The organism is Oligoflexia bacterium, assembly GCA_034439615.1.
GTDB lineage: Bacteria > Bdellovibrionota > Bdellovibrionia > JABDDW01 > JABDDW01 > JAWXAT01.
The window spans coordinates 25,820-40,495 of the sequence record JAWXAT010000050.1 but is presented as its reverse complement, the minus strand read 5'-3'; the positions used below and the strand labels follow the sequence as shown (position 1 = coordinate 40,495).

The following is a 14,676-nucleotide window of genomic DNA, read 5'->3' as shown; positions in this document are numbered from 1 at the left end:
TGGCCTTAACTTTTACATTGCTTCTGGTGTTTGAACTCCTAAGAGCTCTAGACCTCGACGAAGTGCAAGGCGAGTGGAATCAACAAGCAATATGCGAGAATTTTGAACTTTCAAGTCACCTTCAAGAATACGATGCTCATAATAAAAAGCGTTAAACGCTTTACTTAAGTCTAGGAGGTATTGCGCAATCCAGTTTGGTTTAAGTTGTTCATAAGAGAGCCTTACAATGTCATTGAATCTTCCTAAAGTTCGAATTACTTCCAATTCAAGCTTCTCAGTTAATTCTAAAGCTTCATCGATTTTGGGAAGTTCTTTGTTCCATTTACTAATAACACTACAACACCTCACGTGTGTGTATTGAACATAGGGCCCCGTGTCGCCGTTAAAATCTAAAAGCCTGGTCCAATCAAAATCTATATTTTTAACCCGATCATTCATCAAATCATTAAACACTACGGCCCCCGTTCCAACAGCCCTAGCCACTGATTCGGGGTCTTTAAGATCTGGATTTTTTTCTTTAATGATCTGCCTAACGAGTTCAACAGCACGATCAAGAACATCTTCTAAAAAAACAACATTGCCGCGTCTGGTTGACATTTTTCCATCTTTAAATCGATAAAGTCCAAATGGGACATGCACACAATCTTTTGCCCAATCATGCCCCATGAGCTCTAAAACCTTAAAGAGCTGCTTAAAATGCAGACCCTGTTCTGCACCTACGACATAAATAAGTTTTTGCGCTTTAAGAATATCATGCCGATAGCTTGCAGCGGCAATGTCGCGAGTCGCATAAAGAGTTGCACCATCAGATTTTTGAATTAAACAAGGAGGCATATTGTAAGCGTCAAGGTCAACGATTTGCGCACCTTCACTCATCTTAAGTAAGCCATTTTGACTCAGCGATGCTACAACTCCAGGTAGTTCTGGCTCATGAAATGATTCACCACGAATGAGATCATGTTGAATGCCCAAAAGTTCATAGACTCTATTGTATTCAATAAGTGAGATATCGACGAATTTCTTCCATGTCTCTTCTATGCGTGTGTTAAGAGGATCTTTTTTTGACTCTGAACTTTGTCTGTTCTCAAGTCGCAAAAAATAATCACGTCCATAATCTTCTAAAACAGGTTCAAATTCCGCAAGGGCATGAAAAACAACATAGAGGGCATAGAGATAATCAAATGAAGTATCAGTTTTTGTTTCGATATCGCTAATAAGTTTAGCCCAAAGATCGTCTTTAAAACCATTTCCAATGATTTGAGCTGAATTTGTCATGGCCATTTTGAGAAGCTGGGTCTTATTGAGATGAGCCCAAGCTAATTTGCCAAATTGCACTCCCCAATCACCCAAATAATTAATGCCGATTGTTTTATAACCCATGGCTTTATGAATGTTCACCAACGCTTGCCCAATAACAGTAGAACGTAAATGGCCAATACTCATAGGCTTTGCAACGTTTGGTGATGAGTAGTCAAACACAGCGGTTTTACCAGCACCAATATTAAGATTGTCCCCTAACTTTAATTTTTTGATTTGGATTTCATCAAAAACAGTTTTAATCCAGAATTTTTCATCATAGAAAAAATTTATGTATCCTCCGATGTTCTGAGCTTTTTTAAAACCATGGGGTAAGTTTTTTTCAAATTTAAATGCATATTCTTGAGCAATAATCATAGGCGACTTGCGCAATAACTTTGACTGCGCAAAACATGGAAACGCCAAATCTCCGTGAGATGCATCTTTGGGGGTTTCGAGCAGCGTGACAATCTCTTGTTCTGATTGATTGAGCTCAGAACTCAGTTGCGTTGCTAGAATTTTTTTCATTTTTGTCAACATAGTTTTTAAATTGTACTCGACTTTAAAATTTTTTGTTTAAATAATATTTTTTCTAAAAACAACTTGACCCTTTTTAAAAAAATCATTAGTTTCACTCTTCGTCACCACACAATTTAGCACGTCACAAAACACCTAACGGAGGTTCTTAATGAACAAAGCCCAACTCGTCGAAAAAATCGCCACTGAATCAAAAATTACAAAGGCTCAGACCGAATTGCTACTCGACAACACCATAGAAATCATCAAAAAAACAGTAGCCAAAGGCGACGACGTGAAACTAGTGGGTTTTGGAACATTCAGCCGCGGAAAACGAAAAGCACGCACAGGTAGAAATCCGCAAACAGGAGCAGCCATCACCATTCCTGCGAGCCGCGTTCCACGTTTTAAGGCTGGTAAAGAATTTAAAGAACAAGTGAATTAAGCAATTAAGTAGTATTGATAAGAATTTTGTTGAAAGCCGCTATTATGAGCGGCTTTTATTTTTTAAGACGTTTTATATCTTTTTGAAGTTGTCCAAGGCGACCCTTGAATTGATCTACATTGACTTCCGCACTAGCTATTTGACGTCCTGTTTTAATGTTCTGATCATAGTTTTTAGCAATCTCGAAAAGTTCTTTATTGAGCGTTTTATAGCGCATCAGTTGATCAGGGTATGCATACTTGTTATAGGTTCTTTCATTAACTTCTTTTACAAATTGAGACTCTTTAACATGCTGCTTACGCCAAATATTTAATGAAGCCGCCCATTTTTTCTTAAGTAAAGCATTGTTTGAGCTTTTTACTTTTTTATATTGGGCAGTCATGGTGCTGTAACTTTTTGTTAAAAATCCCACACCGCGATTTAATTGCTTTTTTTCGTTTAGGGCTTGTTTCACGACGGATTTTTTGAAAACCGCTAATTTTTTCTTAAAAGCAATGTCTTGAACGCCTAGATTAATTTTTGTTTGTGCCAAAAGAGTTCCGGCATTAGCTGAAGCCTTATATTCTCCCGGCGGTAGATTTTCAGCCGCCAAATCAATAGAAGGCATTTGCCCAGCAACAACAGTTATTTTTTTCTTAAGTGAAAATGTCGGATACTTTAAAATTGCACCTAGCTCTGCAGTTATTTCAAGATCAATAACTGCCCCACCTTGTAAATTCGTTTCAAAAAGTAATTGAGGCTTAGGACTCGTGGGCTTTAAAACCACAATTTTTAGGCTTGGTGGTACTTCTACTGGATTTTGAACTTCAGGATGTACGGGCACCTGAACACTAGGCACTTCAACTTGTGTTTTTTGGCTTGCCACAACACGCTCGGGTATACCGGGAGGTGCAACTTGTTCTAAACTCTGCTGATAAGCCTGTACCCCGGCAAAAGCAAGTGCCATCCCAAAGACTGCACCGCTAGTAGCAATGATGAGACGTCGTCTATGATGAAGTTTTGGAGTTGAAGGCGTTACATCTTCATTTGCAATTGTTTCTAAGTTTGATGCTACCGCAACATTTTGAGTCTCAACTGCAGACGCTGTTTTTTCATCATCAAAAGCAGTTGTAGCGGCAATTAAAGGAGCTTCCGTTACAGTTAACTCTGGAGAAGTTAATGGGGGTGAACTTAACTCTGGCATGGGTCCCTTGGCGTGATCCATGGGGCTTCTTCGTTCAAATTCTTCGATGCTCCCGAGGGAACTCCATGTTTTAAGACCTTTTTGCCATGCATGATCGTCGTACTTCACCTCACCCCGTGCGAGTTTTTCAATAATTTGGTCAGGTAAGTGAGGGCCACTTTGAATATAATTTTCTTTACCTTCTGCATTTGTATGTTTCACAAGCAGAATCCAGCCGTTTACATCTTGATCATTTGGAATATCGGGCTTGCCGGATGTTTGAGTAATAGATTCAGCCCTTCTTTCAAACTCCGCACACTCTGCAAGTGGTACCCACCGCGTAAGCCCGGGTCTAAAAACTAAATCAGTGTAATTCAATTTACCAGCTTTAAGCCGACTTTGAATTTCATCTATAGGATGAGGGCCATCAGCCTTACCATTGACAACTACGTACCAAATCTTCCCATTATTTTCCGTAACCATGCTTATAACCTCTCATTTTTGCTACGCTGTTTGTCAGGCACTGAGCGCAAGCTGTTTACAATAGCCATATAAGATTTTAAAAATCGCGGAGTATACGCAACGGGAAGTCGAAGCCACCTTTGAAGTTCTACAATATTTAAAACTCCACTGTGAAAACTCGAATAAATTTTATTACCCAAATGAGCTCCAAGAATTTGACTTGCTTCAGCGTAATCCATTGATTTCCAACCTCGTCGTTTCGTACCAAGCTTAAGCATATCACCAGTTTTGTAAGATATCTGCTCTCTCAATTTTTGATCTAATACTAACAACGTGACACGATGGTGGGTTGGTAAATCACTCATCATGTTAAATTTTCTTCGATTGTTCATCACCTTGCTTGAAAAAAAACCAATAGCCTCTATCCAAATAGAAGGAACAAAGTCTTTTGGGAATTTATAATGTGATCGTTTTTCCCCCCTCACCTTGGCGTGTATATACTTTCCCGCAAGAGAGGCTGCATGGTTGACCCCAAAATTTGGAAAATAAAATGTTGGAGGATTAGCAATGAAGAAGTTTTTTTCTTGTTTAATAAGTCTTTCCACCCACATAAGCTCTGATTTACTAAGATGTTTGCTTAAATGTGCGGCTAAACGAGCATCACCTTTTGGGTAAACATTGAAATCAAAAAATTTCCCATTGAGCTTCAATAATTGGCGAATCATTTCAATAATATTTGTTAATGGCTCACTGTAATCAATTTTATCACGAATATCATTAACATCTCGATCAATTGAATTTTCTAAAAAATTTAAATACGCCTGCCATTTTAGCCAAGGAGGAGAATTCACCACACAATAAGCGTCTGTGCGAAGTTTAAGTACATCTACTTTTTCTTCAAGGTTTTTTTGAGCAAGCTTCCAGTATAGAGTTTCAGAATTTTGAAAGACAGTGACAAATCTTGATTGATCGGCTTTTCCTAAAATACTCTTTGTCAGTCTTGGTAAATGACGACTAGCTAAATGAAGATCTCCATAGATAACATAGATGAGTGATTTCCCATGAAGTTTACGTAACTGAGCAATTTGCGAAGCTGAATGGCTATCTCTTAGGAGTAAATCTTTTTTCTTTCGATCATGCATTGTCTGATTAATCCCATAAACCTCAAGGCCATGTTTTTTAGCCAGATCAAATAAAATCTTATAATTCTCCCAAGGGAATCCCCATGAACCAAAATAATTTATTTTCTTTAAAAAAGTTTTGTCATCAATTTTACCTTGGAGATATTTTTGAATAAAAATTTGATGACGAGAATCAATGGCCTCTAAAGCCAAGACAACAGGGCGTTTGTTTTTGACAAGTTCACGCAAAATGCGCAAATGAGTACGTTGGCTTTGTGCAAAGGGATGAAAATCGCCTCCAAAAACTATGTCTGCTTGGCGAACAGCCACGAGTAATTCTTTTTTATTTGAAATTTTTTGATAATTTCTAAATTCACGTTTATAGGCACGATAATAACTAGCAAGTGAGGGAGCTTCGGGGCCTTCAAGTCGGTGCACTGAAGCCTTGAGCTGCTTCAGTATGATGCGTTGCATTTTTAAAAGCTGCTTTCGTGGCGTCACAATTCCCTTCCATAAGAACAACAAGCCTTAGTTAAATTGTAAATGGCACAAGCCCTTTTAATGAAGCAATATTTACCTAGACTTGAGGCTAAGTGCTTGATTCTTTCATATCTTAGCTTCATTATATGACTCCTATGGCAACTCAAAATCGTTGGATCACATTAGGCGCAGTATTTCTTTTCATCGGTCTCATTCTCAGTGGATATTTGACCTCCCATCACTACGACCTTCTCTACGGAATGAGCGGGACTAAAAGTGTTTGCAACGTGAGTTCAACACTTGATTGTGATGCTGTAAACACGAGTAACTATAGCGAATTATTTGGCATCCCCGTGGCGCTGATTGCTTTTATGGCTTTTCTTGTTCAGTTACTTTTACTTTTAGGCATTAGAGCTTTTGATGAAGAAGAAAAAAGAAAATTGGCGCGCTATTATTACTATTTAACTTTAGGAAATGTAATTTACAGCGCGTTTTTAGCCATAGTCTCAACATTTTTATTAAAAATATATTGTCTCTTTTGCATCGGTCTCTACATTGTGGCCGGTGTAAGCTTTTTGTGCGGCTACAAACTTACACGTTTAACTGGAGCAAAAAAGTATTTCGCTCAGGATCTGCGTTCACTTTTTAAATCAGCAGATGCAGGTGGTGCACGAGGCGTGTTATTTGTACTTTTTATTATTCCTATCGGTAGTGTGCTTGCACATGGGATGCTCACACAAGGAATCAAAGACCTTACTCCAATGATCAATCAAAGCCTGGCTGATTGGAAGTCAAACACACAATACAATTTCAGCATCACCAACGCACCAGAGATGGGTAACAGCTCCGCACCAATGCAAATCGTTGAATTCGCAGATTTTCAATGCGGACATTGCAAGCGTGCTGCGCCTTCAATACATGCTTTTACAAATGCACATAAAAATGATGTTCGATTTATTTTTCAAAATTACCCTCTAGACCCTAGTTGCAATCCCAATATGAAAGGCGCAGGCGGGCATTCACTTTCTTGCTCATTTGCCAAAGCATCGCTTTGTGCCCATCGCCAAAATAAATTTTTCGCTGCTCATGATTGGATATACGAAAGACAAGAAACATTAAATGCTCAAATGATTGATACTATGGCAGATGATCTAAAGCTTGATAAAAATCAGTATAAAACTTGCCTTGAAGATCCATCGGTTATGAACGAACTTGCAAGCCAAATTGAACGAGCTCGATTAGCAGGTCTTGAAGGCACTCCGACAGTTTTTGTAAACGGCAGACTGTTACCAGCAGGTTTTATGATTCCTGTTTTAGAAGCAGCCCTTAAAGACATAAAGAAATAATTTATTTAGAAAAGTTCTGACATAATTAATTTAATCATATCGTCAAGAACAACGGAAAATGATTTTCCAAAAGATCTAAATGCCTCGTTGATAATGAAGCATCCTAGAATAACCATCGTTGAAAGTATAAGTGCTCGGATAACCCAAATACTACTTCTCGCATCTTGAAGCGATATCTCAGCTTCAATCGCTTTTACTCTTCGTAATGTTGCTTTAAGATCATTCCAATTTTCATGGGCTTTTTGTTGAATTTCGTCCTGTTTACTTTGTGGAGGGCTAGTCAAATTAGGAAATGTTTTTTTAGCTTTAATGGCAGAGATAAGTTCTCGTGCATGATCAAAGAGACGTTCAGTTTTTGCTTTATGCATCACTACGTGGGCTTTTCTTTTTTGGTATTCACTAATCTTTACGACAGCATCTTCGTATCTTCCTTCAGCAACTGCAGATAAAGCTTCATGCTGAAAAACACCGATTTCAGCATATGTACCAACTACAAATTCATATTTTTGCTCAGTGCTTTGTGCTTTAGCCACAAGAGACTCCTTTTATCACCGATTCCTTTATCGGAACACACCACACATTTATAAAGTACAAGACCAGCCACTAGACATCAGTCTAGAAGTAAATTTTTATTCGTTATTTTGTCTAGTTTATAAGACTTAGGATCTGCTAGACTATGTTCAGTATGACCTTCACGGAGGAGGGCAAACATGTCAAATACTGATAATAAAATTAAAATAAATGGTGCAATGCCGGCACCACCAGATTTCTTATTAACAAAATTCATTGTCGATGAGCCTATACATACTTTCGTGCAATCTCAATATGTTGAGAAACAGCCATCCACTGTAGATTATATAATATATCAATCAGCAATTGAAGATCGCAAACAAGCCGAAATAAGTTCGGCTGAGATTTATTCAAAATATCTTGAACTTATTAATTTTAATGAAAAACTATTAAGAATTATTTCAAATTACAAACGTTATAAAATCCGCGCTAGACAAGTTTACAACCATGCCAAAATTAGCGACCAGATATTAATCGACAATCTCGATCTTACAAGAAAAAGCTTAGTTTCAACTGAAAGAGCAATGAACACTCTTCAAATTGAAAATGAAACACTTCGAATTTCTATTTCAGCTCACGAAGAAGCATTTAAAAGTGTTACGTCAAAACTTGGCCAAGCTGAAGCGACCATGGAACAAGCCAATACACAATTTCGTAATTTGGCAGAAGAATTTAACCAACGTAATTTGCAACTCGATGAAGCACAGCGAACAATAAATGCATACACTACCCAAATATCACACATGGGCGATGCAATGCGTGAAATGCAATCAAGATTTTCTCAAATGCGAGATGAAAACTTACTCTATCAAAATCAATTACGTGAAGTTCAAATCAGAGAAGCAGGCATTGCGGCACTCAATTCCGAACTCACGAATTCTGCTACAAAGGCACAAAAGCAGATTCATGAATTGGATGATAAACTTACACATGAAAGAGAAAATTTTCGTTCTAAAATTTCAGCATTAGAACAAGAAAACTCACGACTCAAAGACAAAAGATATGCAGAACAACTCATCGAAAAATCAAAAAAGATACAAGAACAACAGCCCGCACAGTCAAAACTAAATATCGCTGATGAAAAACTTCTAGACAGAAAAAATCTTGAGCAATTTATGAACCGATGGACAAAAATCATCGATGAATTAAGCGCACAATCTAGCCGCATTTCTCACACTCTTTCATCAGATGAAAATGAAGAACGCGATAACTCAAACTATGCGATTACTGAGCAGCTGATTTCAGAGCGTGGCGATTTACAAATTATTGATTAATTAAATCGAAATTTTGTCATTAAAACTGGTTAATGCTGCTTTTTCATCATCAAATACTTGAAATGCAGCCTCATCATCAGTCGCTTTAAAAACTTTTCGAAATTCAGATTTCACATTACAAAATTTTGGCGGAACTGGACTACTTTTAGAGAATTCACGTAGTGTATTTACAAACGCCCCGATTCCACTAGAACCTACGAAACTTAAGCCTTCTAAATTAAAAACCACTTTGCTATTAGTCAAAATATCTTGGCATGTTTCACGAAAAGGCTCAGCTGTCTCAAAATCAAGACGTCCTTTGAGTTCAACTACAGTGATATCACCGTTTTTTCTAATCTTTGCTTGCATACTTCTAAAACCTCCTACCAAGTTCACATACGCTTCATTGACCCGTTACATATACCAGTATAGGCTGGAGATAACTTTTAACTCAAGGTGAGAATAATGAAGTCCACAAAGCCAAAAGAAAAGAAAAACAATTCCAAGAACTTACAGGGAACACTCTTTGTCGTAGCAACCCCCATTGGCAACCACCTAGACTGGACTGATCGCGCAAAACAAGTCTTAAAAGCAGTGGATGTTATTGCTGCAGAAGATACTCGAGTACTCAAAAAAGAATTAGCCAAGGTCGGAATCAAACCTCAAAAAGTGTTCTCGTATCATGATCATAATGAAGATGCCTCCACCAAAGGGCTACTAGTATTATTAAGTGAAGGTAAAGATGTTGCACTCGCCTCTGATGCCGGTACCCCACTGATAAATGACCCTGGTTATAAAATAATCAATGCTGCGAGAAGTGCCGGGTATACAGTCATTCCTGTTCCAGGCCCCAGTAGCCTGACAGCGGCCTTAAGTGTCGCGGCGTTAGGTGGGAATACTTTTTTCTTCGGCGGATTTTTACCCTCACAACGTGGAGCGCGCCAACAGCTTTTAAAACATTATAAAAGTTTTTCTGAAAACTTAGTTTTTTTTGAATCTCCTCATCGATTGAGAGAAATGCTGGATGATGCAGAAGAAATCTTTGGCGGAAAAACACAAACCGTTGCTTGCCGTGAGCTCACAAAAGCCTATGAAGAGGTAAAAGTTCAAACTCTATCAGAAATCAGAAATCATTTTCAGGTGAACGAACCTCGCGGAGAATTTGTCATCTTATTTAAAGGTGCAACGCCTGAACAATTAGGTTCCACTGATACAGAAAAAGCAGTCTCAAAATTACTCGGCGAAGGTTTTTCGGCATCAGATATCTTAGAACGGTTACAAACAACAACTGCTCTCTCACGCAAGCAACTTTATGATCTCATCACTCGTTTAAAAAAGTTGATTGATCCCGCATAAAGGTCAAATGTCGCAGCGTTTAAACATTTGACAATAGCCCTCTTTCAAAGCCTAATAAGTCGAGGGGAAATTACAAAAAATAAAAGCCGATGAAGATACGCATCTTAGGTTGTCATGGCGGAGTAGCACCAGGTTATCGAACATCTTGTTATATGGTGAACGATCGCTTTTTAATTGATGCAGGCTCTGCAGCCTCCGCCCTTTCCCCAAGAAGACAAACTGAAATCGAAGATATTTTCATTACACATCCCCATATCGATCACATCAAAGACATTTGTTTTCTAGTAGAAAATTCGTTTTATGAACATCGTGCAGTACTCAACATTCGTAGTACAGCTGAAATTCTAAACAGCATTCATAAACACATGCTCAACGATATTTTATGGCCAGATTTTTCTAAGATTTATGTCGATAAAGAACATAAAAAAGCACTGATCAAATTCATTCCCATTGAACAAGGTATGGTACATGAAGACCTCACCATACATTACATGCGCGTGAACCATCCAGGTGAAGCAATTGGATATGTGTTAGATGACGGAAAAAAACAAATTGTTTTTAGTGGTGACACTGGCCCTACACAAGAATTATGGGATATTGCCAATCGCTGCAAAAACCTACAAGCCGTATTCACAGAAATTAGTTTTCCAAATGAAATGGAAGCCATGGCAAGAGTGAGTGGGCATTTCACCATAGATCAATTGTTAGGTGATCTTGAAAAATTAAACAATAAAGATGTCCCCATTTATATCGCTCATTTCAAACCTCGTTTCTTTGAGGAGCTGATGGACGAGTTTCATCGTTTGGCACCCAAACGAATGCACTTACTCCATCAGGAAGATGAGTTTGAATTCTAGTGAACTAAGTCGCAGTTTATATCTTTTTTTGATGATCCTCTTCATTGGTAGCATCACTACAGGGGCCCAAACTCCTTCTGTTTTTGTGGATGCAGATCAATACACGAGTAAACCTGGCCAAATCGCAGATCTTGTCGGAAATGTAAAAATCATCAGAGGTGTTGAGCAACTCACTTGTGACAGAGCTACCATCAACTTGATTACCAACGATGTCATTGCTGTTGGAAACGTTATTTACATTTCACCTCGTGAATATATGAGAGCCGAAAAAATGAATTACAATTTCAACACTCAAAAAGGTGTTGTAACCAATGGCTTTATACAAATGGGTCAAGAAACTATTGAAGGTGAAGAAATTCATAAACTTGGCAATGATGAATATGAAGCAAGATATGCGAGCTACACATCTTGTATAAATTGCCCAGCGGCATGGAAATTATCAGGTACAAAAATTAATGCCACACCAGGGGCGTACGCATTTATTAAAAATCCCGTGGTTCGTATTTATGGCGCCCCTGTTTTATGGCTTCCCTACATGGTTATTCCCATTAAAACACAACGCCAATCAGGCTTGCTGCCACCCTCTTTTGCCTTTAGTGAAACTGATGGATTCACTCTACAAGAAAGTTTTTTTTGGGCAATTAGCCCCAGCAAAGATTTAACTCTTACAGAAACTAGTTACAAAAACCGTGGTTACAAAACAGGTGTGGAATATCGATTTTTAGCAGATGAAAATAGTGGGGGTAAATTTAATGGTAATTTTATTAATGACGGTGTTTATGCAAATGACATTCGTTATCTAGAACCCGACGAACGATACTCCCCCAATACAGCACGTGCACGAGAATATGCTATACCTCGATATTCATTACATTATGAGCATCATTTTGAGCTTCCCGATAACTATACAAACAACCTAAATATAAATCTGATTCGCGATTCACGCTATGTTTACGATTACCCACATGACATTAGTGGTAACGGCGAAACAGCACTAGAAAACCGTTTGAGTGTGACAAAAAATACAGAAAATGCACATTTATCAACTGACATTTCACTTTATCAAAGTCTTATCAAGTCTGACCCTATCGGTGAAAATGATACTGCCATTCACCGAATGCCAGAGCTTAAATACGGGTTTTTACCTAAAAATATTTTTAATTCAGGCTTACTCGTGGGTTTTAATGCAAATTATCTTAACTTGGCTCGAGCAAATACTACGTTTGATGCTACTCGTGATGAAAAAACATCGGGTCATTATCGTACCGGGCAAAGATTTATTGTGAGCCCACGAGTGATATACCCTTTGAGCGTTGGAAATTATTTAGATTTGCTCCCAGAAATTAATTATGAAGAACTTTACTATCAATTCGGATATTCAAAAAAACCAACAGCAGTGCGTCGTTATATTCGCACAAGCATTCAAGCAAAAACAAGATTGAGTGCAATTTTAGGAGAAGAAATTGACCCACGTGCAAATCGGTACAAACACAACTTTGAACCTGATCTGACACTTACTTATGTACCTTATATTGAACAAGACAACCATCCGTTCTTTGGTAAAAAGCAAAATGAAGAATTAAACTTCACCAGTTCACAACCCATTACTGAATATGATCAAATTCAATTTGATTACAAAGATCGTCTCGTAGATCGCCAAGTACTTACCTATGGTTTGACAAATAAACTCACTCGCAAAGCCTATAAAGACACAGGCACTGAATATCGAGAGATTATTCGTCACCGCTTGGCTCAAAGTTATGACGTTTTCATCTTAACTCAAGCTGACCCCCTCGATGACGAAGGTAAGGTTATACCCGTCATACGAGAACCCTGGAGTGAAATTCAATCTCTACTCTCAGTACGTCTCGATTATTTCACTGCAAATTCTGATGTGAGCTATTACGTTTATCAAAACGTTGCTTCAAGTTCATCAAGTATTGGTTTTCGCAATAAACACGGCGATGGAATTGCATTTGGTTATGCTCAACGGCTTTCAACATTTCGTGATCCACGCACACAACTTCCTACAAAACGAGTGGATACTTCCACTCGCTCTGAAGCTATGAATTTAACAGTTTATTTTATATCAAAATATTTAGATGTTTCAGCAACACAAAATTTCGACATTAACAGTCATAGCTTCACTACTCAGACAATTGGTGGATTACTAAAACCACCAGGAAAATGTTGGGGTATTCAATTTACGTACGAGAAAAATCTTGGCGGAGGTAATCCCCGTTATATGATCCAACTTCCTATATTTTTTGGAGAAGGTAAACAAACCACCTTAAGTAAACCTTCAGGTGTTTGATCTTAGAATTGCATGTGAATTAAATTAACACCAATGCCCACTGAACCTTGTGCGTTTTGTGGCACAATTGGATAAATAGCAAATCCTTTATATACTTGTTGTAGCAATGATCCACTGTCAGGTGAATTTGAATCATTACCCTCAGGAAGTGGAGTGTTCGGATCAAACGGATCACCCTCACTTGGCCCTTGCTCTACTTCAACTTCTTCAATGTCGTCTACACCGTAGGTAACATACAAACCCAATAAAATTCCTGCGTACAATCCATAACTAGATCCTCGAGCAACAGCATTCATGTTCTCGCCAGGATTAGATGTGAATGCTAAAGTTGCAGCACCCACAAGAGTTCCGGCAAGTGTTCCATATATCACACTTGTAATAAATTCTTTGCCTGTCGCTGCTTGAGCAAAAGATGTATGCAGTAATATAATGCAAAAAAATAATCTCAATGTCAGATTCTTAAATGTTTGTACCATCAGACTTTATTTTCGACTTAACATTGGTCATAAAGCAAAGGCAAATTGAACCATCTTATGCCGCATTCAGTCACCACCACTAGACCACAGCGCATTTTAGCAAATGAGCGACCCTCACGTTGCCATATCCAAGTCGCAGCTCGTTTAAGTCTTTGGAGTTGCACTCTTCCCACAAAGTTCAAAGCAATAGAGTTCTCTAAACTTGTCTTATGTCGAGTTTTAACTTCGATGATGAGTAAGGTGGAATCAAAACTTCCGATGATATCGATTTCACCAAAGGGAGTTCTTAGATTGCGCTCGCGTAAACAAAAACCCTGGTTTTGAAGCAACTCGATGACAAGCTGTTCACCACGTCTACCAAGTTCAACTTTATTATTTGAAATCCAGAAATTCTCTGACTCCAGAAAAGAGGCGCCTGTGGACAATGCTTGGTCCAAGCTTTTCGATGGCTTGACGGTGCTGGAGCGTCCCGTACCCTTTATGTGTGGCAAATTTATAACCCGGGAATTTTTCATCAAGCTCCATCATATGTATATCGCGCTGAGTTTTTGCAAGCACACTGGCAGCACTTATGGGCAAACAACGAAGATCCCCTTTGATCAAAGTTTTTTGAACCCAATGACCTTTGATTGTTTGATTTCCATCAATCAAAAGCAGCTCAGGCTTTAAGCTAAGATTCTCTACAGCTCGCTTCATCGCAAGCAAGCTTGCATGAAGAATATTGATTTCTTCAATTTCTTCAACAGTGCCAATACCAATAGCCCAGCATACCGCTTCTTCTTTGATACGTACTGCAAGTTCAAATCTTTTCTCAGGAGTCATTAGTTTAGAATCAGTGAGACCTTTGAGACTGTAATCCGGACGCACAATAACGGCCGCCGCATAGACAGGCCCAGCAAGACAACCGCGTCCGGCTTCGTCAACACCCGCTGTTAATTCCACGCCAAAAGTTACCCAGTCAATAGGTTTTAAATCTTCTTTCAAAGAAGATGCCTTTTTCATAGAAGCGAGTCTCGATGTTA

General features: G+C 38.5%; 14 protein-coding genes. 6 read left to right on the top strand and 8 right to left on the bottom strand.

The window, feature by feature from the left end; all coding sequences use genetic code 11:
* Positions 1-12 precede the first annotated feature (12 nt).
* Complete coding sequence (gene argS, locus SGI74_12325) at positions 13-1,824, bottom strand: arginine--tRNA ligase (GenBank protein MDZ4678282.1); 1,812 nt, start codon at positions 1,822-1,824, stop codon at positions 13-15.
* A 160-nt stretch (positions 1,825-1,984) separates the two neighbouring features.
* Here argS and SGI74_12320 point away from each other — a divergent pair, with 160 nt between their 5' ends.
* Positions 1,985-2,257 (top strand): HU family DNA-binding protein, encoded by a 273-nt coding sequence (locus SGI74_12320; GenBank protein MDZ4678281.1) that lies wholly within the window; start codon positions 1,985-1,987, stop codon positions 2,255-2,257.
* A 55-nt stretch (positions 2,258-2,312) separates the two neighbouring features.
* Here SGI74_12320 and SGI74_12315 read toward each other — a convergent pair whose 3' ends face one another.
* Together SGI74_12315 and SGI74_12310 are read right to left on the bottom strand one after the other, a co-directional pair.
* Entirely contained in the window at positions 2,313-3,902 is a 1,590-nt protein-coding gene (locus SGI74_12315) for a GYF domain-containing protein (GenBank protein ID MDZ4678280.1), read from the bottom strand.
* Positions 3,903-3,904: 2 nt separating this feature from the next.
* Complete coding sequence (locus tag SGI74_12310) at positions 3,905-5,503, bottom strand: ChaN family lipoprotein (protein MDZ4678279.1); 1,599 nt, start codon at positions 5,501-5,503, stop codon at positions 3,905-3,907.
* Between the two features lie 134 nt (positions 5,504-5,637).
* Here SGI74_12310 and SGI74_12305 point away from each other — a divergent pair, with 134 nt between their 5' ends.
* Positions 5,638-6,828: a vitamin K epoxide reductase family protein gene (locus SGI74_12305; GenBank protein MDZ4678278.1), complete on the top strand. Its 1,191-nt coding sequence runs from the start codon at positions 5,638-5,640 to the stop codon at positions 6,826-6,828.
* A gap of 5 nt (positions 6,829-6,833) precedes the next feature.
* Here SGI74_12305 and SGI74_12300 read toward each other — a convergent pair whose 3' ends face one another.
* Positions 6,834-7,361: a hypothetical protein gene (locus tag SGI74_12300; protein ID MDZ4678277.1), complete on the bottom strand. Its 528-nt coding sequence runs from the start codon at positions 7,359-7,361 to the stop codon at positions 6,834-6,836.
* 177 nt (positions 7,362-7,538) lie between these two features.
* Between SGI74_12300 and SGI74_12295 the strand changes: the two genes are divergently transcribed.
* Positions 7,539-8,672: a hypothetical protein gene (locus SGI74_12295; protein MDZ4678276.1), complete on the top strand. Its 1,134-nt coding sequence runs from the start codon at positions 7,539-7,541 to the stop codon at positions 8,670-8,672.
* On the opposite strand, the gene SGI74_12290 is transcribed toward SGI74_12295, so the two are convergent.
* A complete protein-coding gene (locus SGI74_12290; GenBank protein MDZ4678275.1) occupies positions 8,673-9,020 on the bottom strand; it encodes an STAS domain-containing protein in 348 nt (115 codons plus the stop codon).
* A 96-nt stretch (positions 9,021-9,116) separates the two neighbouring features.
* Here SGI74_12290 and rsmI point away from each other — a divergent pair, with 96 nt between their 5' ends.
* From rsmI to lptD, 3 genes are all read left to right on the top strand, one after another.
* Entirely contained in the window at positions 9,117-10,007 is an 891-nt protein-coding gene (gene rsmI / locus SGI74_12285) for a 16S rRNA (cytidine(1402)-2'-O)-methyltransferase (GenBank protein ID MDZ4678274.1), read from the top strand.
* A gap of 89 nt (positions 10,008-10,096) precedes the next feature.
* Positions 10,097-10,864 (top strand): 3',5'-cyclic-nucleotide phosphodiesterase, encoded by a 768-nt coding sequence (locus SGI74_12280; GenBank protein ID MDZ4678273.1) that lies wholly within the window; start codon positions 10,097-10,099, stop codon positions 10,862-10,864.
* Between the two features lie 31 nt (positions 10,865-10,895).
* Positions 10,896-13,178: an LPS assembly protein LptD gene (gene lptD / locus SGI74_12275; protein MDZ4678272.1), complete on the top strand. Its 2,283-nt coding sequence runs from the start codon at positions 10,896-10,898 to the stop codon at positions 13,176-13,178.
* Between the two features lie 2 nt (positions 13,179-13,180).
* Here lptD and SGI74_12270 read toward each other — a convergent pair whose 3' ends face one another.
* From SGI74_12270 to SGI74_12260, 3 genes are read right to left on the bottom strand one after another with little or no spacing between them, the layout of a single operon-like run.
* Positions 13,181-13,654, bottom strand: a complete 474-nt coding sequence (locus SGI74_12270; GenBank protein ID MDZ4678271.1) for a hypothetical protein — start codon at positions 13,652-13,654, stop codon at positions 13,181-13,183.
* 17 nt (positions 13,655-13,671) lie between these two features.
* Positions 13,672-14,079, bottom strand: a complete 408-nt coding sequence (locus tag SGI74_12265) for a YraN family protein (GenBank protein MDZ4678270.1) — start codon at positions 14,077-14,079, stop codon at positions 13,672-13,674.
* Positions 14,027-14,656 (bottom strand): ribonuclease HII, encoded by a 630-nt coding sequence (locus tag SGI74_12260; GenBank protein ID MDZ4678269.1) that lies wholly within the window; start codon positions 14,654-14,656, stop codon positions 14,027-14,029. The genes SGI74_12265 and SGI74_12260 overlap by 53 nt, the downstream gene beginning before the upstream one ends.
* Positions 14,657-14,676 lie beyond the last annotated feature (20 nt).

Coding starts and splice junctions, on each gene's coding strand:
- SGI74_12260 (MDZ4678269.1), bottom strand. CDS start 14,656: ATGAAAAAGGCATCTTCTTTGAAAGAAGATTTAAAACCTATTGACTGG.
- lptD (MDZ4678272.1), top strand. CDS start 10,896: ATGATCCTCTTCATTGGTAGCATCACTACAGGGGCCCAAACTCCTTCT.
- SGI74_12305 (MDZ4678278.1), top strand. CDS start 5,638: ATGGCAACTCAAAATCGTTGGATCACATTAGGCGCAGTATTTCTTTTC.
- SGI74_12280 (MDZ4678273.1), top strand. CDS start 10,097: ATGAAGATACGCATCTTAGGTTGTCATGGCGGAGTAGCACCAGGTTAT.
- SGI74_12290 (MDZ4678275.1), bottom strand. CDS start 9,020: ATGCAAGCAAAGATTAGAAAAAACGGTGATATCACTGTAGTTGAACTC.
- rsmI (MDZ4678274.1), top strand. CDS start 9,117: ATGAAGTCCACAAAGCCAAAAGAAAAGAAAAACAATTCCAAGAACTTA.
- SGI74_12320 (MDZ4678281.1), top strand. CDS start 1,985: ATGAACAAAGCCCAACTCGTCGAAAAAATCGCCACTGAATCAAAAATT.
- SGI74_12270 (MDZ4678271.1), bottom strand. CDS start 13,654: ATGGTACAAACATTTAAGAATCTGACATTGAGATTATTTTTTTGCATT.
- argS (MDZ4678282.1), bottom strand. CDS start 1,824: ATGAAAAAAATTCTAGCAACGCAACTGAGTTCTGAGCTCAATCAATCA.
- SGI74_12295 (MDZ4678276.1), top strand. CDS start 7,539: ATGTCAAATACTGATAATAAAATTAAAATAAATGGTGCAATGCCGGCA.
- SGI74_12315 (MDZ4678280.1), bottom strand. CDS start 3,902: ATGGTTACGGAAAATAATGGGAAGATTTGGTACGTAGTTGTCAATGGT.